At 49.2% G+C, this 20,200-nt stretch carries 18 protein-coding genes; 8 read left to right on the top strand and 10 right to left on the bottom strand.

Going from position 1 to position 20,200, the window contains the following annotated elements:
• Nucleotides 1–132: 132 nt before the first annotated feature.
• From H1R82_RS03735 to H1R82_RS03725, 3 genes are all read right to left on the bottom strand, one after another.
• The gene (locus H1R82_RS03735; protein WP_181732983.1) at nucleotides 133–1,374 is read right to left on the bottom strand and encodes a D-alanyl-D-alanine carboxypeptidase family protein; all 1,242 of its coding nucleotides are present in this window, start codon (nucleotides 1,372–1,374) and stop codon (nucleotides 133–135) included.
• Nucleotides 1,375–1,569: 195 nt separating this feature from the next.
• Nucleotides 1,570–3,027, bottom strand: a complete 1,458-nt coding sequence (gene guaB / locus H1R82_RS03730) for an IMP dehydrogenase (protein ID WP_181732982.1) — start codon at nucleotides 3,025–3,027, stop codon at nucleotides 1,570–1,572.
• Between the two features lie 161 nt (nucleotides 3,028–3,188).
• Nucleotides 3,189–4,043 (bottom strand): alpha/beta hydrolase, encoded by an 855-nt coding sequence (locus H1R82_RS03725; RefSeq protein WP_181732981.1) that lies wholly within the window; start codon nucleotides 4,041–4,043, stop codon nucleotides 3,189–3,191.
• 86 nt (nucleotides 4,044–4,129) lie between these two features.
• Between H1R82_RS03725 and H1R82_RS03720 the strand changes: the two genes are divergently transcribed.
• Complete coding sequence (locus tag H1R82_RS03720; RefSeq protein WP_309544786.1) at nucleotides 4,130–5,128, top strand: YaaC family protein; 999 nt, start codon at nucleotides 4,130–4,132, stop codon at nucleotides 5,126–5,128.
• On the opposite strand, the gene gyrA is transcribed toward H1R82_RS03720, so the two are convergent.
• The 7 genes from gyrA to dnaA form a co-directional block, all read right to left on the bottom strand.
• Complete coding sequence (gene gyrA, locus H1R82_RS03715) at nucleotides 5,125–7,581, bottom strand: DNA gyrase subunit A (protein WP_181732979.1); 2,457 nt, start codon at nucleotides 7,579–7,581, stop codon at nucleotides 5,125–5,127. The two genes, H1R82_RS03720 and gyrA, sit on opposite strands and share 4 nt — an antisense overlap.
• Nucleotides 7,582–7,607: 26 nt before the next feature.
• On the bottom strand, nucleotides 7,608–9,521 hold the full coding sequence (gene gyrB, locus H1R82_RS03710; protein ID WP_181732978.1) for a DNA topoisomerase (ATP-hydrolyzing) subunit B: 1,914 nt from the start codon (nucleotides 9,519–9,521) through the stop codon (nucleotides 7,608–7,610).
• A gap of 44 nt (nucleotides 9,522–9,565) precedes the next feature.
• The gene (remB, locus tag H1R82_RS03705) at nucleotides 9,566–9,808 is read right to left on the bottom strand and encodes an extracellular matrix regulator RemB (protein ID WP_309544785.1); all 243 of its coding nucleotides are present in this window, start codon (nucleotides 9,806–9,808) and stop codon (nucleotides 9,566–9,568) included.
• Between the two features lie 5 nt (nucleotides 9,809–9,813).
• Entirely contained in the window at nucleotides 9,814–10,932 is a 1,119-nt protein-coding gene (gene recF, locus H1R82_RS03700) for a DNA replication/repair protein RecF (RefSeq protein ID WP_181732976.1), read from the bottom strand.
• Nucleotides 10,933–10,947: 15 nt separating this feature from the next.
• Nucleotides 10,948–11,163, bottom strand: a complete 216-nt coding sequence (gene yaaA, locus H1R82_RS03695; protein ID WP_181732975.1) for a S4 domain-containing protein YaaA — start codon at nucleotides 11,161–11,163, stop codon at nucleotides 10,948–10,950.
• Nucleotides 11,164–11,204: 41 nt separating this feature from the next.
• On the bottom strand, nucleotides 11,205–12,338 hold the full coding sequence (gene dnaN / locus H1R82_RS03690) for a DNA polymerase III subunit beta (RefSeq protein WP_181732974.1): 1,134 nt from the start codon (nucleotides 12,336–12,338) through the stop codon (nucleotides 11,205–11,207).
• Between the two features lie 239 nt (nucleotides 12,339–12,577).
• Nucleotides 12,578–13,933, bottom strand: a complete 1,356-nt coding sequence (gene dnaA, locus H1R82_RS03685) for a chromosomal replication initiator protein DnaA (RefSeq protein ID WP_181732973.1) — start codon at nucleotides 13,931–13,933, stop codon at nucleotides 12,578–12,580.
• A gap of 542 nt (nucleotides 13,934–14,475) precedes the next feature.
• Between dnaA and rpmH the strand changes: the two genes are divergently transcribed.
• The 7 genes from rpmH (at nucleotide 14,476) to mnmG (ending at nucleotide 20,176) form a co-directional block, all read left to right on the top strand.
• Nucleotides 14,476–14,610: a 50S ribosomal protein L34 gene (gene rpmH / locus H1R82_RS03680; protein ID WP_082240799.1), complete on the top strand. Its 135-nt coding sequence runs from the start codon at nucleotides 14,476–14,478 to the stop codon at nucleotides 14,608–14,610.
• Between the two features lie 129 nt (nucleotides 14,611–14,739).
• The gene (gene rnpA, locus H1R82_RS03675) at nucleotides 14,740–15,093 is read left to right on the top strand and encodes a ribonuclease P protein component (protein ID WP_037998238.1); all 354 of its coding nucleotides are present in this window, start codon (nucleotides 14,740–14,742) and stop codon (nucleotides 15,091–15,093) included.
• A gap of 15 nt (nucleotides 15,094–15,108) precedes the next feature.
• Nucleotides 15,109–15,366 carry a membrane protein insertion efficiency factor YidD gene (yidD, locus tag H1R82_RS03670; protein WP_181732972.1) on the top strand — a complete coding sequence of 86 codons (258 nt, stop codon included), beginning with the start codon at nucleotides 15,109–15,111 and terminating at the stop codon, nucleotides 15,364–15,366.
• Between the two features lie 13 nt (nucleotides 15,367–15,379).
• Entirely contained in the window at nucleotides 15,380–16,132 is a 753-nt protein-coding gene (locus H1R82_RS03665) for a YidC/Oxa1 family membrane protein insertase (RefSeq protein ID WP_309544784.1), read from the top strand.
• Nucleotides 16,129–16,761 (top strand): RNA-binding cell elongation regulator Jag/EloR, encoded by a 633-nt coding sequence (gene jag / locus H1R82_RS03660; RefSeq protein WP_181732971.1) that lies wholly within the window; start codon nucleotides 16,129–16,131, stop codon nucleotides 16,759–16,761. The genes H1R82_RS03665 and jag overlap by 4 nt, the downstream gene beginning before the upstream one ends.
• A 118-nt stretch (nucleotides 16,762–16,879) precedes the next feature.
• Complete coding sequence (gene mnmE, locus H1R82_RS03655; protein WP_181732970.1) at nucleotides 16,880–18,256, top strand: tRNA uridine-5-carboxymethylaminomethyl(34) synthesis GTPase MnmE; 1,377 nt, start codon at nucleotides 16,880–16,882, stop codon at nucleotides 18,254–18,256.
• 15 nt (nucleotides 18,257–18,271) lie between these two features.
• Nucleotides 18,272–20,176: a tRNA uridine-5-carboxymethylaminomethyl(34) synthesis enzyme MnmG gene (gene mnmG, locus H1R82_RS03650; protein ID WP_181732969.1), complete on the top strand. Its 1,905-nt coding sequence runs from the start codon at nucleotides 18,272–18,274 to the stop codon at nucleotides 20,174–20,176.
• The last annotated feature ends 24 nt before the right edge of the window (nucleotides 20,177–20,200 follow it).

Genomic DNA, 20,200 nt, shown 5'->3' with positions numbered 1-20,200 from the left:
CCGCCTCCTCTGTGATCTTGTGGATGTCTTCAACTGTGATCGTCATGAAAGGGTGGTTTCATTTTGCGAGAGAGTAAATCCCCTTTTTCCTCCCTCTTTTATTATAATTGAATGGAAGCATTTGAAAAATAATCAATCAAACCAACTTGAAATTTCATCCCCCACCGACCGAAAAAAGAGGCGAATCCAGCTCCCTTCTTCCACGGATTGAGAGGTGACCACATTGATTGGTTTGAAGCCTTCCATTTTCTTTCCATCATAAAACACATATGCTTTTCCGACAATGGTGCCTTTCTCCAGAGGGGCTTTCACATTGGAATCAAACTCGACTTTTACGGAATATTTTCCTTGTTCTCCTTTTTGAACCGGCAGCGACACGGCTTTTTCCACTTCCACCGGGACGGTCCGTTCCACACCGTTGGGCAAAGCCAATGATTCTTGTCCTTTTACTTTTCCGTGTTCCGGAACCAAAGTGGTGAATGCAAATTGGTCAAATCCATAATCCAACAGTTTTTTCGTTTCGGAAAAACGCCTTTGATCATTCGCCGTCCCCATCACGACCGAAACCAAGCGGTATCCGTCCCGTTGCGCGGTTCCCGTGAAACAATAGCCGGCGGCATTGGTATGTCCGGTCTTCAATCCGTCCACTCCCGGATAGGCATACACAAAACCGGGAAGCATCAGGTTCCAGTTCGTCACTGTTTGTTCCCGGTTGGTTCCGGGCCGGACCTTATATTTTGTCGTCGCCGTGACGTTTAGCACTTCCGGGTGTCTTTGGATCAACGTCGAAGCCAAAATTGCCGTGTCCCGGGCCGACATCACATGTTTCCCGGGCACCTTGGGCGGATCGGGATACAGATGCAGATCCAAACCGGAGGCTCCTTGAAAATGGGTGTGGTTCATCCCGATTTCTTTTGCTTTTTCATTCATCCGGTTGACAAATCCTTCTTCGCTTCCGCCCACATGTTCCGCCAGGGCCACGGTCGCATCGTTGGCGGAATAAATCAACATGGCTTCAAAAAGCTCCTTGACCGTGATCTTTTCGCCTTCGGTTAAATAAATTTGTGCTTCTTCCACATCTGCAGCCCGTTTGCTGACCGTCACCACGTCATCCCAACGCAATTTTCCGGCCTGAATGTCGTCCAAAACCACCAAGGCCGTCATCATTTTGGTCATGCTGGCCGGGGGATAAGGCGTCTCTTCATCTTTCGCGGCCAAAACCACCCCGGAATAAAAATCCATCAAATAATAAGAACGCGCCTCCACCGGAGGCAGCTTTCCCTGTTCAGCCTGCACCGGAACAGGAAACAGCCATATGAAGAAGGCAAACGCACTGAAAAACAACCAAACTTTTTTTCTGTGAAAATGATTCATCATCGCTCATTCCTTACTTCTCTGTCTCTGTTTTAAATGTCCCCTACCAAAACATTCGGAAAGAATGAAAAGGATGAGAATCATTTTACAAAATTGCAATAAAAAAAGAAATGGACAAGAAAAGAAAAATTTCGCATCACGAAGAAAAGCTGTTGACCGGACCAACGATCAACAGCTTGTATTTAAACGGATGGATTATAAATGATAATTGGGCGCTTCTTTGGTGATTTGGACATCATGCGGATGGCTTTCGCGCAAAGAGGCATTGGTGATCCGGATAAACCGGCTGTTTTCCTTCAGTTCTTTCAATGTGGCCGCACCGCAGTAACCCATTCCGGCACGGATGCCTCCGATCAATTGATACACGGTGTCGGCCAGAGGCCCTTTGTACGGAACCCGTCCTTCGATACCTTCCGGAACGAGTTTTTGCGCATCTTCCTGGAAGTAACGGTCTTTGCTTCCCTGTTGCATGGCGCCGATGGATCCCATTCCCCGGTACACCTTGAACCGGCGTCCTTGGTAAATTTCTGATTCCCCGGGAGATTCTTCTGTTCCGGCAAACAGGCTTCCCAACATGACTGCATCCGCACCCGCCGCCAAAGCTTTGACGATATCGCCGGAATAACGGATTCCTCCGTCGGCAATGATTGGCACACCGTATTGGCGGGCCACGGTCGCGCAATCATAAATCGCCGTGATTTGCGGAACGCCGATACCGGCAACCACACGGGTCGTGCAGATGGATCCCGGCCCGATTCCGACTTTCACGATATTGGCGCCTGCCTCGATAAGATCACGGGTAGCTTCACCAGTTGCGACATTTCCGGCGACAATGACCAGATCCGGATGCTTCCGGCGGAGCGTGTGAATGGCATCCAAAACCCCTTTGGAGTGGCCGTGGGCCGTATCCACAACAATCAAGTCGACTTCGGCATCGATCAGGGCTTGAACCCGGCGTTCCATATCTTTGGACACCCCGACAGCCGCCCCGACCAAAAGACGTCCTTGTTTATCTTTGGCCGCATCGGGAAATTGTGTCGCCTTTTCAATGTCTTTGATGGTGATGAGCCCTTTTAAAATCCCGTTTTCATCCACCAGCGGCAATTTTTCGATTTTATGCTTTTGCAGGATTTCTTCCGCTTGTTCGAGCGTGGTCCCGACCGGTGCCGTGATCAGCGGTTCAGTGGTCATCACTTCTTGAATCGGCATGGCATAATCCCGTACAAAGCGAAGGTCACGGTTGGTGATAATGCCAACCAGTTTCCTGTTTTCATCCACAATCGGCACACCGGAAATCCGGTATTTGGCCATCAATTCTTCCGCGTCGTGGACTTTGTGTTGGGGTGTCAGATAAAACGGATTGGTGATCACTCCGCTTTCGGAACGTTTGACGCGGTCAACTTCCTCGGCTTGTTCTTCCACTTTCATGTTTTTATGGATGATTCCGATTCCGCCTTGCCGGGCAATGGCAATTGCCAATTTGGATTCGGTGACGGTGTCCATTCCCGCGCTGATCAACGGAATATTCAATTCAATTCCTTCCGCCAGCTTGGTTCCCACATTGACTTGACGAGGCAATACCTCTGATTTTGCCGGCAATAATAGTACATCATCAAAAGTTAATCCTTCTTTGGCGAATTTCTGTTCCCACATAGACGTTTTCCCCTTTTGGCCTAATAATTTTAAAGCAGTTTAACAGTCTCCTGCATAACTGTCAAGATTTTTCAAGATCCAGTCATGGCTGTATTGCATTTATCCATAGATTATCCACAAAAGCCTGTGGATAACTCACAAAGTCTTGTGGATAAATGCGTTCAAGGCAACAGCTTGGACACAAATTCGGCAACCAGCGGGCTTTGGATCAACTCCAAATGGTTTAAATGCCAAAAAGTTTTCACATGATAAGCGCCGGGAAGCGTGGCTTTTCCTTCTTCCACAACCCCGTCGCTGTCCGTATGATATTTCAGGGTCAGCAAGGTCCAACCGACGGCCAATTCCCCTTTCCATCCCCGGTCGCCCCAACCATCTGCATCCCCGGCAATCGTATACAGTTTTCCATCTTGAAAAAAGGGACTTTTTTCCACCGGAAAGCGCCGGTTAAACCGGGCCACTGCTTCCGGCGTCACATCTTTGATCCCTTCTTGCCCGTTAACAAACATCCCCAGCCATTCATATTCTTTCGCAAGTGGTGTCCCTTGATGCGGAGTCCCGAGCGTCACCAGGTCCGCCACTTCCCCGGGACGCATGTAAACCAAACGCCGGGCAACCAGTCCTCCCATGCTGTGAGCCAAAATGTAGTAGTTTTTCCCCAGTCCGTATTGTTTTTGGAGAACAGAAATTTTCCGGGAAATCACCCGGGCCTGCTCCTCAATGGAATCATTCCCGGCCTGATGGTTTTTCGCCCCCATCATGATCACCCGTTTTCCTTGCACCGGCATTGACCAGACTTTCATGGACGAATTGGAATACACCACATAAACATTCCCCGATCCCCAACTCCGGGCCAAACGGTTTAAAAATTCATAACCCCATTGATGGCGGTTGTTAAATCCGTGAATCAACACCAGATCATATTTTTTCGGAACCGTTGTCTTTCCGGAACCCGGAGGCGGCAACAGTCCAAATACAAAAGCCGACAACAGACAAAGGCATAAAACCTTTCTTTTCATGGATGCTGCCTCTCTCCCGTTTCTCTTTCTTGTCATAGCCCTTTTTATTTTGTCAAACAATAGAAAAAAAAGAAAGAAAAATCGAGGTGACGGGTGTGCCGTTTTGCTCAGACCCTTCTGCCCGTGATGGCTTCCATGAACCCAATCTTTTTTTAAAACTTAAAAATGAAGAATGGGCGCGCAAATTTCTGCAGCAAAAATATGAGGATGCTTCTTTCAAGGAGCCGGGGGTGCTGGCCTACAAAAATGTCCAATCGTTTGTCGCTTACATTCGTCAAGCTTGCTCCCTGTTTCAAACAGCCGGGGCATGTGACCAATGGATGCAACCCCTTTTGCTGTACTATGGGATGATGGATTTTTTTAAAGCCTGGATTTTAACCAAAGATCCCGATTATCCCAAGAGCACGGCCGTGTTGCGGCACGGGTTGTCCACCCGCAAACGGAAAAAGGAACCCTTTCGCTTTTCGCAGGATGAAATCCGGATCCAAAAAGAGGGGCTGTTTCCGTATCTGGCTGAGTTGATGGAGCTTCCGGTCTCTGCCGGGGATTCCTACCGTGTCAAGGAATTGCTCGGCTTTTTACCTGAATTACAGCCGACGTACCGGGCGATCTTCGGTGAGTGCACTTGGTTTCCCGTGGATTGGATTCCTGCGTCCTCCCTTCTGATCGTCCCTGAAAAAATTCTGGATCAATGCCACCTTGCTCCTTCATCCTTTGTGGAAAAATTAAACGCACAAAGCGGGGAAATCCGGTTTTCATTGCACCATCAAGAGCAAGGAGCGCTTTACCTGAACTGTTTTGCCTCCGGCCCGCCACACCGGCTTCATCCTTGGATCAAAAAAAACAAAAAGGGCGATCATTACCTGTATACCGGTAATCATCGCCCTCATCCGCTCCCGCGGGTCATATCCCTGATGATGCTTTGTTTTTCCATGAGTATGCTGTGCCGGTATGATCCTCCCTTGTGGGAAGAAATCATGCTGGCGTCCGTTCATCAGGAACAGCTGATGTTAATCCATCTGACCGATCTGATTCTTTACGGGTTCCCCCGCTTTATGGCCCCGCTTTGGGATTGGCCGGATTAAGCATCCGGTTCTTTCTCTTCTTTTTCATCGTTTTCTTCCTCGGCCGGCACCCGGGCCACCGCGGAAACTTCGTCTTCATCCACCCGAATCAGACGAACGCCTTGGGCATACCGGCCCATGATGGAAATATCCGCAACTTTGATCCGGATCACGACGCCCGATTGCGTGGCAATCATGAGATCCTCATCTTCCGACACCACTTTGTGCGCAACCACTTCGCCTTTTTTCTCCGTCAGGCTTAACGTTTTAATCCCTTTGCCCCCACGCGATTGAATCCGGTATTCATCAATCGGCGTCCGTTTTCCGTAGCCGTTTTCGGTCACGATCATGACGTAGCTGTCCGGAACCACGATATCCATGTCAATGATGCGGTCTCCTTCGCCCAAGGTGATTCCTTTTACCCCGGTGGCAGAACGTCCCATTTCACGGACGTCGGATTCATGGAAACGGATGGACATGCCGTGCCGTGTTCCCATGATCACTTCCTGATCCCCGTCGGTCAGGCGCACGCCCACCAGATCGTCCCCGTCACGCAAATTGATGGCGAACAATCCGTTGCGGCGGATGTTTTCAAACTCGCTTAATGCGGTTTTCTTCACCACTCCTTCTGCTGTGACAAAGAAGAGGAATTGGTTCGGGGTAAATTCTTTGACCGGAATGACGGCTTCGATCCGTTCCCCTTGATCAATTTGAATCAAATTGATCACCGGGGTGCCTTTCGCCGTCCGTCCCAGTTCCGGAACTTCATAAGCTTTCAGGCGATAAACCTTTCCTTTGTTGGAAAAGAAAAGCAGCGTGCTGTGTGAATGGGTGACAAACATGTGCTGAACCAGATCGTCGTCACGGGTTCCCATTCCCGTGATGCCTTTTCCGCCCCGTTTTTGCGCGCGGTAGGTGGAAAGCGGCACCCGCTTGATATACCCTCTTTGCGTCATCATGATGGAGACTTCATCTTCCGGGATCAGATCCTCAATGTCGATGTTGTCTTCTTCAATTTTGATCATGGTCCGGCGTTCGTCGCCGTATTTCTCTTTGATTTCGGTGATTTCCTTGCGCAACACTCCCCGGATTTTGTTCTCGTCGGCAAGAATGGCACGCAATTTGGAGATCAACTTTTGCAGTTCTTTATATTCACTCTCGATTTTTTCCCGTTCCAAACCGGTTAAACGGTGCAGCCGCATGTCGAGGATGGCCTGGGCTTGTTTTTCGGACAGGCCGAACCGTTCCATCAGGCCGGTTCTCGCTTCCTGCGTGGTTTTTGAGGAGCGGATCAAATCAATCACTTCGTCAATGTGATCCAGAGCAATCCGGAGCCCTTCCAAAATGTGTGCCCGGTCTTCCGCTTTGTTCAAATCATATTGGGTCCGGCGACGAATCACTTCGATTTGATGGTCCACGTAATGTTGGATCATCTGCTTCAAATTTAACACGCGCGGTTGGCCGTCGACCAAAGCCAGCATGTTGATACCAAAACTGGTTTGCAAGTTGGTGTATTTGTACAGGTTGTTCAAAACCACCTGCGGATTCACATCTTTGCGGAGCTCAATCACCACACGCATTCCGTTGCGGTCGGATTCATCCCTTAAATCGGTGATTCCGTCGATCTTTTTATCCCGTACCAGTTCGGCGATTTTTTCGATCAGTTTCGCTTTATTGACCTGGAACGGAAGTTCGTCCACCACAATCCGCATTTTTCCGTTTCGGGCTTCTTCAATCCGCGTTTTCGCCCGGATTTGAATGCTTCCGCGACCGGTGCGGTACGCTTTGCGGATTCCGTCATATCCCAAAATGATGCCGCCGGTGGGGAAATCCGGCCCTTTGATCACTTTGAGCAATTCCTCAACGGACACATCCTGATTTTCCAGCAACAACAGGATGCCGTCGATCACTTCTTTCAAATTATGCGGGGGGATGTTGGTTGCCATCCCGACCGCAATCCCCGAAGCCCCGTTGACAAGGAGATTCGGAAAACGGGAAGGCAGCACCACCGGTTCCTCTTGTTGCCCGTCGTAGTTCGGCGTGAAATCGATGGTGTCTTTTTGGATGTCGCGAAGCATTTCCAGATTGATGGCAGCCATCCTCGCTTCGGTATAACGCATGGCCGCCGGCGGGTCCCCGTCCACGGATCCGAAGTTCCCGTGTCCGTCGACAAGCGGATAACGGTAAGTAAAGTCTTGTGCCATCCGCACCATGGAATCGTACACGGCTGCATCCCCGTGCGGGTGATAATTTGCCGTCACGTTTCCGACGAGACGGGAAGATTTTTTGTACGGCTTATCCGGCGTCATCCCCAACTCGTAAAAGGTGTACAAAATCCGCCGGTGAACCGGTTTTAACCCATCGCGGACATCCGGCAACGCCCGGCTCACGATCACGCTCATCGCATAGTCCAGGAAAGAGGTTTTCATTTCCTTACTGATATTGACTTCTTGGATACGGTTCATTTCTTCCATTGTTCATCTCTCCGTTCTACACTCGCCTAAATATCAAGGTTCGCCTGCTGTGCATACTCCTTGATAAATTCCCGACGCGGTGCTACGCGGTCACCCATCAACATCTCAAACACTTCATCGGCATCCATGGCATCTTGCAAAGAAACCCGGAGCAATGTGCGGCTTTCCGGATCCATGGTGGTTTCCCACAGCTGGGTGGCGTTCATTTCCCCCAACCCTTTGTACCGTTGGATCTCGATTTTCCCTTTGCCTTCGAGTTCGGCCACGATTTCATCTTTCATCTTGTCATTGAACGCATACCGGATCTTTTTGCCTTGCGTGATTTTATACAGAGGCGGTTGGGCAATATACACATATCCATGTTCAATCAACGGACGCATGTACCGGTAAAAGAAGGTGAGCAGCAAAGTCCGGATGTGGGCACCGTCGACGTCGGCATCCGTCATGATGATGATTTTGTGATAACGGGCCTTTTCAATATTGAAATCATCACCGATTCCGGTCCCCAATGCCGTAATGATGGTGCGAATCTCATCATTGGAAAGCGCCCGGTCCAGTCGCGCTTTTTCCACATTGATGATTTTTCCTTTCAACGGCAAAATGGCTTGGAACATCCGATCCCGACCTTGTTTTGCCGTACCGCCGGCAGAATCCCCCTCCACAATGAAAAGCTCGCTGTCCTGAGCGCTGCGGGAGGTGCAATCCGCCAATTTCCCGGGCAATGCACTGACCTCCAACGCGTTTTTGCGCCGCGTCAATTCCCGGGCTTTGCGGGCGGCTTGGCGGGCACGGGACGCCATCACTGCTTTGTTGATGATTTTTTTCGCTTCCGCGGGATGTTCGTCCAAATAGGTTTGGAAATGATCGGCAAAGAGCTGCTCGGTTGCGGAACGGGCTTCACTGTTCCCCAGTTTGGTTTTGGTTTGCCCTTCAAACTGAGGATCCATAATTTTCACGCTGATAATGGCGGTCAAGCCTTCCCGTACGTCATCCCCGGTCAGATTGCTGTCATTATCCTTCAAAAGGTTGTTCCGGCGGGCATAATCATTGATCACGCGCGTCAGAGCCGATTTAAAGCCGGCTTCATGCGTGCCGCCTTCGTGCGTGTGAATGTTATTGGCATAAGAATAAATGTTGGATGTAAAAGAATCGTTGTATTGCAAAGCGATTTCAATCAGGATGGAATCCCGTTCCCCCTGAATGTATACCGGCGGTTGATTCAACACTTCGCGATTCCGGTTCAAATGCTCCACAAACGACCGGATTCCGCCTTCAAACTGGAAAACCACTTCTTTTTCTTCTTCGCCGCGCAAATCTTTCAAAATAATTTTTACGCCGCCGTTTAAGAAAGCGAGTTCGCGCAGGCGGTTTTGCAAAATGTTGAAATCAAACTCAGTGGTTTCCGTGAAGATTTCGGGATCCGGTTTAAAGGTGATTTTGGTCCCTGTTTCCTCTGTTTCCCCGATCACTTCCAAATCCGCTTCCGGAACCCCTCGTTGATAACGTTGATGATAAATCTTCCCGTCCCGCTTCACTTCGACCGACAACCACGTGGACAACGCGTTGACAACGGAAACCCCCACGCCGTGCAAACCGCCTGAAAATTTGTATCCGTCTCCGCCGAATTTACCCCCGGCATGAAGGACCGTCATCACAACCTCCACCGCCGGACGGCCCATTTTTGGGTGGATCCCGACAGGAATCCCGCCTCCGTTGTCAATCACGGTCACACTGTTGTCTTCATTGACAATCACCTGAATGGTATCGCAACGGCCGGCCAGTGCTTCGTCGATGCTGTTGTCCACCACTTCCCACACCAAATGATGGAGACCGCGGCTGGAAGTGGAACCAATATACATCCCCGGCCGCTTTCGGACGGCTTCCAGACCTTCTAACACCTGAATTTGTGTTTCATCATAATTTGTTTGTTGAATGGACACTCTCGGTCACCTGCTTCCTTCTTCCATAACTGATAAACTCGGTTCTATATCTTTTGAGTCAAATCGGCCCGTTTTTTCAATGTGGTTGAAGAAATGGGCGATGCATAGATGTGATGTGTGGTGATCACATACGATTTGATTTCGTCAGGAGACAAATGTTCAATTTTCTTTTTCTGATGGCAAGCGTTCAAAAACGGTGGCGTTGCATTCTTCGCAACATTTGCGTCCAGTATGGCTATCACTTCGCGAATGCAAATCATCCGGCTTCCACCCAAGTGGATAAACACTTCATTCACCCCGATTCCGTAATATGTCCTTGCTTCACCTGATAGATTTTGGCTCCGGACAAGATATCCGGATGGATCCCGTCCAAACCGGTGGTGGTCACAAAGGTTTGGACACGTCCGGAAATGGCCTTCAATAAATGCGTTTTGCGCATGTCATCCAATTCGGACAACACATCATCCAATAATAATATGGGATAATAACCGATTTCCTGATGAATCAATTCGATTTCCGCCAGCTTGAGCGACAAGGCGGCGGTTCGTTGCTGTCCCTGGGAACCGTAATGATGAAGATCCATCTCCCCCAGAAACAACCGGATGTCATCCCGTTGCGGCCCGATGACGGTACTTCCCCGCATCACTTCTTTTCGGCGGTTTTTTTTCAGTTCCGACCGCAAAATCCCCGCCCATTCATCCGGCCCGGATGATTCAGGCAAAGGAAAAGAAGGGCGGTACTTGATCACCAGCTCATCCGGCTGTTGCGTAATGGCCTGATGAATTTCACACGCCCATCGGGTGAGGGATTTCAAAAATTGTTTTCTTTTTTTCCATAAACGGACGGACAAAGCGGCAAATTGTTCATCCAATACCTCCAATAAAGGGGAATCCTCCTGCTTTTGCCGGGAAAGTTGTTTCAACAAGCTGTTTCTCTGCACGAGCAATTTGTTTAATTGCGACAAATCATGCACATATTGAGGACTCACCTGGCCAATCTCCATATCTAAAAAACGGCGTCGAACCTGCGGGCTTCCTTTGACCAGCGCCAGATCCTCCGGCGCAAAGAGGACAGCAGGAAGCGAGCCGATATACTGACTCAACTTCCTTTGTTCCACCCCGTTCCGACTCACTTTTTTTCCTTTGTCCGATAAACTGATTTCCAGACGCTGGATCTCATTTCCTTTTTTTACTCTGCACTTGAGAAAGGATGCCTTTTGGCCAAAACGGATCAGTTCTTTATGAGTCCGTGTGCGGTGTGATTTGCCAAGCGCAAGGACATAAAGGGATTCGAGGATGTTGGTTTTTCCTTGGGCATTGGGGCCGACAAAAAAATGAAGCTCCTCCGGACAATGCAGATGAAGTTTCTCAATGTTTCGGTACTGTTTCAATTCCAGGGTTTGGACACGCAAAACGAAGATCCTCCCTTACCGGCCCGACACGATCACAGACCCGAACCCGGAGATATCCACTTGATCTTGGGGATAAATTTTTCTTCCCCGTCTCGTTTCCACTTTGCCGTTGACTTTTACCGTTTCCTCTTGCAAAAAGTATTTGGCTTGTCCGCCGCTGTCGATCACATCCAGGCGTTTTAAGAGTTGTCCCAATGTGATGTACGGTGTGTCAATCTTGATGGATTCCAATCCCAGTCCTCCTTTTCGGGCGTCATCCGTGCCGATTTATTCTAACGGGTGCGAACCGGCACGATCAGATGGAGCGAATCATCCCGGTCCGTCGGTTGGATCATAAACGGTGTCATCGCGCCTGTGAATTGAATCCGGATTTCATCGCTTTCAATGGAGCGGAGAGCTTCTATCATGTAACGCGCATTAAAAGAGATGCTCATTTCCGGCCCGTTCACCTTGGCATTCACTTCTTCAGACACACTTCCAATATCTTGGGCGGTGGAGTGAACTTCCACTTTTCCGTCTTTTATAGTCCATTTTATCACATTATCCCGGCCATCCCGACTGATCAGGGATGCACGATCAACGGATTGTAACAATTCCTTGGTGGAGGAAACCAGTTCCGTCTCACCGCGTTCGGGAATCACCCGGTTGGTGTCAGGATAGGTCCCATCCAGCAAACGGGAATAAAACGAGAATTCATCGGTTTTTACCAGAATTTGATTTTCCGCAATCAGGATATCCACATATCCGGAATAATCCCCCAGGGTCTTGGCCAGTTCCGACAAACTTTTGCCCGGGACGATCACATTTTTCAGTGTCACTTCCGGGGAAGCTTCCACTTGAGCCTGTTGTTTGGACAAACGGTGGCTGTCCGTGGCGATGCAGGTCAACACCCCGTTTTCCAGTTGAAACAAAACTCCGGTCAATACGCCCCTTGCTTCTTTGGCGGCCACGGCAAATCCGGTCTGCCGGATCAGGGACTTGAGTGCATCGGCGGAAATACTGAACATCTGGTCTGTGGATAAATACGGCAAGCGCGGATATTCCACCGGATCCAATCCGTTCAGTTGAAATTCCGCCATATCCGATCGGATGGTGGTTTGGAATTGATCATTGGTGATCCATTCCACTTCATCGCCGGGCAATTTGCGGACAAGCTCGCCAAAGATGCGTCCGGGGAGTACGATACTACCTATTTTTTCCACGAATACCTGATCCAAGTCCTCTTTTTTGACGGGAACATGCACCTGAATGGTAATGTCCGAATTGCTTCCGGTCAGAGTGAGCCCATCTTCATCCACAGCAATTTTAATCCCGGTGAGAATGGGGATGGTTGTTTTGGAAGAAACCGCTTTGGATACTTGAGAAACAGCATCAACCAAAGCTGATTTGATGACACGGAACTTCATATCGATCCTCCTTGTTGGTGATAAAACCAAAAATTGTTTTGGGAAAAATCATGACAGGCATGCATAAAACAGGACGCTTGTACATATATATATTTTTTAAAATTGCAGTAGCACTAGTAGTAGGGGTTGTGGATAATGTGGAAAACCTCGTTTGGTCCAGGTATAAAGCGGATTGCCGGCTGTGGAGAAAGTGTGCATAAGCTTGTACACCTTATCCACAGTTTCCACAGGCACCGCTTTTAAGCTTTGCGTTGGAGTTGTTGTTTCAACTGTTTGATCACTTCTTTGACTTGCGGGTCTTCTTCGATCATGCGGCTGATTTTTTCGTGTGCATGAATCACGGTCGTATGATCGCGCCCTCCGAAATCTTCCCCGATTTTCGGCAAAGAGAACTCCGTCATTTCCCGGCACAGGTACATGGCAATCTGTCTCGGAAATGCCACCGACTTGGTTCGCTTTTTACTTTTTAAATCCTCTATGCGGAGCCGGTAATAATCACAGACCGTCTGTTGAATAATATGAATGCTGAACATTCTTGGCTTTGAATCGGGCATGATATCCTTCAGTGCCTCCAGTGCAAGATCGGGAGTGATGGGTTGGTTTAACAGGGCCGAATAAGCCACAACCCGGATCAACGCACCTTCCAGCTCGCGAATGTTTGTATCCACACGATCCGCGATAAATGCAAGGACTTCACTTGGAACATCTAAATTATCAGCTATTGCTTTCTTTCGCAAGATCGCGATCCGCGTTTCCAAATCCGGCGGTTGCACATCAGTGATCAGCCCCCATTCAAAACGCGAGCGCAAACGGTCTTCCAGTGTGGGAATTTCCTTGGGCGGCCGGTCGCTGGAAATGATGATTTGTTTGTTGGCGTCATGCAATGCGTTGAAGGTGTGGAAAAACTCTTCCTGGGTCTGTTCTTTACCCGCCAAAAACTGAATGTCGTCGATCAACAGGATATCCACGGAACGGTATTTGTTCCGGAACTGGATCGTTTTGTTGTCCCGGATCGAATTGATGAATTCATTGGTGAATTTTTCGGATGAGATGTACACCACCCGGCTGGACGGATCATGTTTCAGTACATAATGACCGATGGCATGCATCAAGTGTGTTTTTCCAAGGCCGACGCCGCCATAGATGAACAAAGGGTTGTAAGCTTTGGCCGGCGCTTCGGCCACCGCCAGGGAAGCCGCGTGGGCAAACCGGTTCCCGGAACCGATGACAAACGTGTCAAAAGTGTACCTCGGATTCAGTTGGGAGCCGGGGTCCTTTTCGTCTTCCCCGTTTTCCGCCGCGGGTTGTTGCGGTTCATTTGCCGATTCATGATGGCTTTTTTCCTGGGTTTGGCTGACAAATTTGACGCCGATTTTTGAGCCGCCGGTTACTTCCTTCAAGGTGTCCCGCACCAAATCGGCATAGCGCGATTCCAGCCAGTCCCGGGCAAAATCATTGGGGGCGCAGACAATCAGGATGTCATTTTCCATGTCGATGGCTTCGGTCGCCTTGAGCCAGGTTTCAAAACTGGGCTTGCTGATTTTGTTTTGGATGGAATCCAACGTTTGGGACCATAATTCTTGGATGTGAATCACCCAAAGAACCTCCTTCCTGACAAAAAATTGAACATGACTTATCCACAGTTGAAAGCGGCGATACATCAAAGTCTGTTGCATTTATTCACATTATCCACAGCCTGTGGATACTTTTTTCCACAGGTTGTGGTTAATTGATCTCCCGACTTATCCACAATTGTGGATATTCACTGATCCGCAACATATTTATCCACAGGAAAACAAGAATAGAATATCAAAATATACCAATATTTACAATGAAAAATCGTGAGTTATCCACAATTCACAAAGCGGAAAAAACCTTGTTATCCACAGCCGGGGATTTGTGGATAAATCGTGGATAATTTTGGGATAACGGGTGGATTAAGAAAAAATTATCCACATGTGGATAAACAGGAAGGGATGCAGCCGGATTCTTGACAGTGATTGCCGATGCTGTCTATAATGATAGAGATTGTCCATCGGTTATTCACGGACTTGATTGAAGAAGGGAGGTATCCTGGAACGCGGTCCTCAGCCGGCATATTTGCCGTGGCTGAGTGATGGGAACCAGGTGAGTGAAAATGAAACGCACATTTCAACCAAGTAACCGCAGACGTAAAAACAAGCACGGTTTCCGTGCACGCATGAGCACGAAAAACGGACGTCGTGTTCTTGCAAGACGCAGAAGAAAAGGAAGAAAAGTATTATCTGCTTAATAAATGCCGGCCACGTGTTTTGTGGCCTTTTTTCCTATTTAATTCACTATGAAAGTGTTTAATCTGCTTCTTTTTGTTTTATAATGTGAAGTAAAAAAACGGGGATTTTAGCGAGGAAGGAGATTTTCATTGCAGCGGGAATACCGTCTGAAGAAGAGAAAAGATTTTCGGAGGGTTTTTCAGGCCGGTCAATCTTTTGCCAACCGGCAATTCGTCGTGATCCAATATGGCCGTTCTCCTTCCGGACCGCCGCGTATCGGCATCTCCGTGAGCAAAAAGGTCGGGAATGCCGTGATACGCAACCGGTGTAAACGTTTAATCAAAGAGGTGGCGAGGCATTGGGTTTCCCATTTGAAACCCGGAACCGATTACGTCATCATCGCCCGAAACCCCGTTGCCCAAATGGATTACAAACAGGTGAAATCCAGCCTGTTTCACGTGTTTCGCAAAGGGAAATGTTTTGTTTCGAAGCCTTCGGAATAAGGGAGGGGGAGTGGAATGAAGTGGATTGCCATCGGTCTGATTCAATTTTATCGCTATGTCATCTCACCGCTTAAGCCCCCTGTCTGCCGCTTCGTTCCCACCTGCTCGGAATACGCTTTGATTGCCTTTCGGAGACACGGATTTATTGTCGGGGGATGGTATACATTGATCCGGCTGTTGAAATGCCATCCTTTTCATCCGGGCGGATTTGATGATGTGCCAGAAAAAAAAGAAACCGCAAACAAATGGATTCAGAGACTGAAGAGAAGATGAGGAGGAGTTTTCCTTGCAAAAACGGAGGCGCGGGATTGCTGTACTCTTGCTGATGATTATGGCTGTCACCATCCTTTCGGGGTGTGCCCCCGATCAAAACCGGTACAAGATCGATTACAACCATCCCAGCTTTTTTCAACAGATCTTGGTTATCCCGATGGTCAAATTGCTGGACATCTTTAAAGATGTTTTGGGAAATTACGGATTGTCGATTCTGGTGCTGACCTTTTTGGTCCGTCTGATTGTTTTTCCGCTTACCTGGAAACAGCAACAAAGCACCCAGCGGATGCAGGAAATTCAGCCGGAAATGATGAAGATCCGCAAAAAATACGAAAAAAATCCGCAAAAAATGCAAGAAGAAACCATGAAGCTGTTCCAAAAGCACAACATCAATCCGATGGCCGGATGTTTGCCTTTATTGATCCAGATTCCCGTATTGTTCGCTTTTTACCAGGCGATCATGGGGAATGAGCATATTAAAGAATCCAGTTTCCTGTACCTGCAATTGGGAAGTCCGGATCCTTACTTCATCCTGCCTTTGATTGCGGCGTTTACCACGTACTTGCAGTTTATCGTCACCGGAGCGCAAAGCAATCCGCAAATGAAAGTGATGGTCTGGATTATGCCGGTCATGATCTTTTTCCTGGCCTATCAGTTCCCGTCTGCGCTTTCTTTGTACTGGGTATACGGAAACATCTTCACCATTGCCCAATCGCTCATTTTGCAGAAACTCAATAAAAAAGAAGTAAAGGGTGCAACTCGTTGAGCAAACGGATAGAGCGGGCCCGGTCCGTTGAATTGGCGATTGAAAAAGCATGTGAAGCGTTACAGGTGTCACCCGATGAGATCGGGTATGAAGTGATCCAACCACCCAAAAAAGGGTTCCTCGGTCTATTCGGGAGACGGGATGCCATCGTGGAAGTCACCGTCATCCGGAAGGAAACTCCCGGGGAATACGCCTGTCAGTTTTTGAAGGGGATTGTGGAGCGGATCGGTTGGCCGTGCCAAGTCGAAATGAAAGAAGAGCCGGCGGAGATTTCCTTTGTGTTGAAAGGAGAGGACTTGTCTCTTCTGATCGGAAAACACGGCCAGACGTTAAATGCGATTCAAACATTGGTGCAAACCGTTGTCTGGCGGAAATACAACAACGGCATTCGCGTGACGGTGGATGCGGGCGATTACCGCCGTCGCCGGGAGGAGTCGTTAAAGCACCTGGCGGCGAAAATGATGGAAAAAGTCCGTGCAACGAACAAAGAGGTGACCTTGCATCCGATGCCCACAAGCGAACGGAAAATGATCCATCGCTTTATACAGCGGGAAAAAGATTTGACCACATACAGTGTCGGAAAAGAACCCCGGCGCTCTGTGGTGATTGCTTTGAGAAAAGATCCATAGCAGACGGAGCCCGTAAACTCCCCGTTCAGGGGGGTTTTTTGTTTCGGCGATTTTTTTGATTGAATGAATCGGATTATGCTAAGATTAAGTATTAGGAATCATGTTGGAGTGTGAAAAAATGGAGACCGATACCATTGCAGCGATTTCCACCCCCGTGGGGGAAGGAGGCATTGCGGTGATCCGTGTCAGCGGACCCGATGCCATTTCGATTGCAGATCAGATATATCAAGGAAAAAAATCTCTGGACAAGGTGCCTTCGCATACCGTCCATTACGGATATATCGTGGATCCGGAAGCGGGAGAGCGGGTCGATGAGGTGCTGGTGACCGTGATGCGCGCACCACGCACATTCACCCGGGAAGATGTGGTTGAAATCAGTTGTCATGGCGGGATGATTCCCGTTCAAAAGACGTTGGAAATCCTGTTGGATCACGGGGCAAGATTGGCGGAGCCTGGCGAGTTTACCAAACGGGCTTTTTTAAATGGCCGGATTGATTTGTCCCAAGCCGAAGCCGTCATGGATTTGATCCGCGCCAAAACGGACCGGGCCGCAAAAGTGGCTCTGTCCCAACATGACGGAAAACTTTCCCGGATGATTCAACGCCTGAGAAGCGAAATCCTGGAAACCCTGGCCCATCTTGCGGTCAATGTGGATTATCCGGAGTATGATGCCGAAGAGATGACGGCCGGATTTTTGCGTGAGCGCTGTGTTTACATTTCCGGTGAAATTGAAAGGTTACTTCAAACCGCCCGCCAGGGGAAAATTTACCGGGAGGGAATCAAAACGGCAATCGTGGGGCGTCCCAATGTCGGCAAGTCATCGCTGATGAATGCATTGACCCATGAAAACAAGGCCATTGTGACCGACATCCCGGGAACCACACGGGATGTGATTGAGGAATTTGTCAATGTGCGGGGGATTCCCCTCAAACTGTTGGATACGGCCGGAATCCGCGAGACCGAGGATGTGGTGGAACGGATCGGGGTGGAGCGTTCCCGCCAGGCATTGAAACAGGCGGATTTGGTGTTGCTTTTGTTAAATTACGCCGAGCCCCTCACCCCGTTGGACCGGGAACTGCTTTCGCTGATTAAGGAGCACAGTTCGATCATCATTGTGAACAAAACGGATCTGCCCCGGCAAATCGATATGGATGAAGTGAAGCGTTTGGCCGGCGACGTTCCGGTTATTTCCGCTTCCGTCAAAGAGGATCGGGGAATGGAGGATTTGGAAGAAGCCATCACCCGGCTGTTTGAGTTGGGGAAAGTGGAACTTGCCGATGCCACGTATGTCAGCAATTCCCGGCATATCCACTTGCTTCGCAGAGCTTTGGCAAGTGTGAAAGACGTGGTGGAAGGGATCGATTCGGGGGTTCCCTTGGATATGGTGGAGATTGATTTGAAAAATGCTTGGGAATCGTTGGGCGAGGTCATTGGGGACTCCGTCTCCGAAGATTTGATCGACCAGATTTTTTCGCAATTTTGCTTGGGCAAATAAAGAGAGGTGAACAGGATGAGGGATGCATCCCAATCCCAAAAATTTGACGTGATTGTGATCGGTGCCGGTCATGCCGGATGCGAAGCCGCCTTGGCCGCGGCCCGGATGGGTTGTTCCACGCTGCTGTTGACCCTGAGTCTGGATACCATTGCTTACATGCCGTGTAATCCATCGATCGGAGGACCGGCCAAAGGCCATGTGGTGCGTGAGATTGATGCGCTGGGTGGGGAAATGGGAAGAAACATTGACAAAACCCATATCCAGATGCGGATGTTGAATACGGGGAAAGGACCGGCCGTTTATGCGTTAAGGGCGCAAGCCGACAAAGTGCTGTATCAGCAAGAGATGAAGAAAACCCTGGAATCAACACCCAATCTCTGTTTGCAGCAAGGAATGGTGGAAAAGCTGATTGTGGAAGACGGCGTGTGCAAAGGCGTCATCACCCGGACCGGAACGCACTATCTGTCTGAAACGGTGATTTTGACGACCGGAACTTATTTGCGCGGCAAAATCATCATCGGGGATATCAGTTATGAAAGCGGCCCGAATAACCAACAGCCTTCCATCCAACTGGCTTATCATTTGAAAGAACTCGGTTTTGAAATGGTCCGGTTTAAAACAGGCACCCCGCCCCGGGTGAACAAAAGATCCATTGACACCAGTCAAATGACCATTCAGCCGGGAGATGAGGAACCACGGGCTTTTTCCTATGAAACGACGGAATACATCACTGATCAATTGCCTTGCTGGTTGACGTACACCAATGAAGAGACGCACCGTTACATCCGGGACAATTTGCACCGCGCCCCCATGTATTCCGGGATGATTGAAGGGCGGGGACCCCGTTATTGTCCGTCGATTGAAGACAAGATCGTCCGGTTCGCCGACAAAGGGCGGCACCAGATCTTTATCGAACCGGAGGGACGGGACACGGAGGAAATGTATGTCCAAGGTCTGTCCACCAGCTTGCCGGAAGATGTCCAGTTAAAAGTGCTCCACACCATCAAAGGGCTGGAAAAAGCGGAAATGCTCCGCACCGGCTATGCCATCGAATACGATGCCATCGTTCCGACGCAACTATGGCCTTCGCTGGAGACCAAATTGGTGAAAAACTTGTTTACCGCGGGACAGTTGAACGGAACTTCCGGTTATGAAGAGGCTGCGGCACAAGGCATCATGGCCGGAATCAATGCCGCCCGTAAAGTGCAAGGCAAAGAACCCGTGATTTTGGACCGTTCGCAAGCTTACATCGGCGTGTTGATTGATGACTTGGTCACCAAAGGGACCAATGAACCGTACCGTCTGTTGACATCACGGGCGGAATACCGCTTGTTGCTCCGTCATGACAATGCGGACCTTCGTTTGACGGAATTGGGCTATGAAATCGGGTTGATTCCGGAAGAGCGTTATCAGCGGTTTGTCAAAAAGAAAGAATTGATCCAAAAGGAAATTCAACGCTTAAGGGAAACCAAAGTCCGGCCGAAGCCTGAAGTCCAAGCGATCTTGAAGGAAATGGGAACCTCGGAGATCAACAATGCGGTGGAACTGGCGAACTTAATCAAACGTCCCGAATTGGGATACAAAGAAATTGCCAGCATGTCCCCGCCGCCTGAGCCGCTCCCGGCGGATGTCATGGAGCAAGTGGAAATCCAATTGAAATATGAAGGTTATATCAAAAAAGCGCTCCAGCAAGTTGAAAAAATGCGCCGGATGGAAGAAAAACGGATTCCCGATTGGGTGGATTATGATAAAATCTCGGGAATTTCTTCGGAAGCCCGGGAAAAATTAAAAGAAGTACAGCCGGTTTCTTTGGGCCAGGCTTCGCGGATTTCCGGGGTGAACCCTGCGGACATATCCATTTTGATGGTGCATATTGAGCAAGGCGGAAAAGCTTATGCCATATCGGAAAATCAAGCCTGACAATCTTGTCAGGCTTTTTTAAAG

Source organism: Thermoactinomyces intermedius (assembly GCF_013912365.1).
In the GTDB taxonomy this organism is placed as follows: Bacteria; Bacillota; Bacilli; order Thermoactinomycetales; family Thermoactinomycetaceae; genus Thermoactinomyces; species Thermoactinomyces intermedius.
The sequence above is the reverse complement of the archived record's forward strand: the minus strand, read 5'-3'. Positions and strand labels throughout refer to the sequence as shown.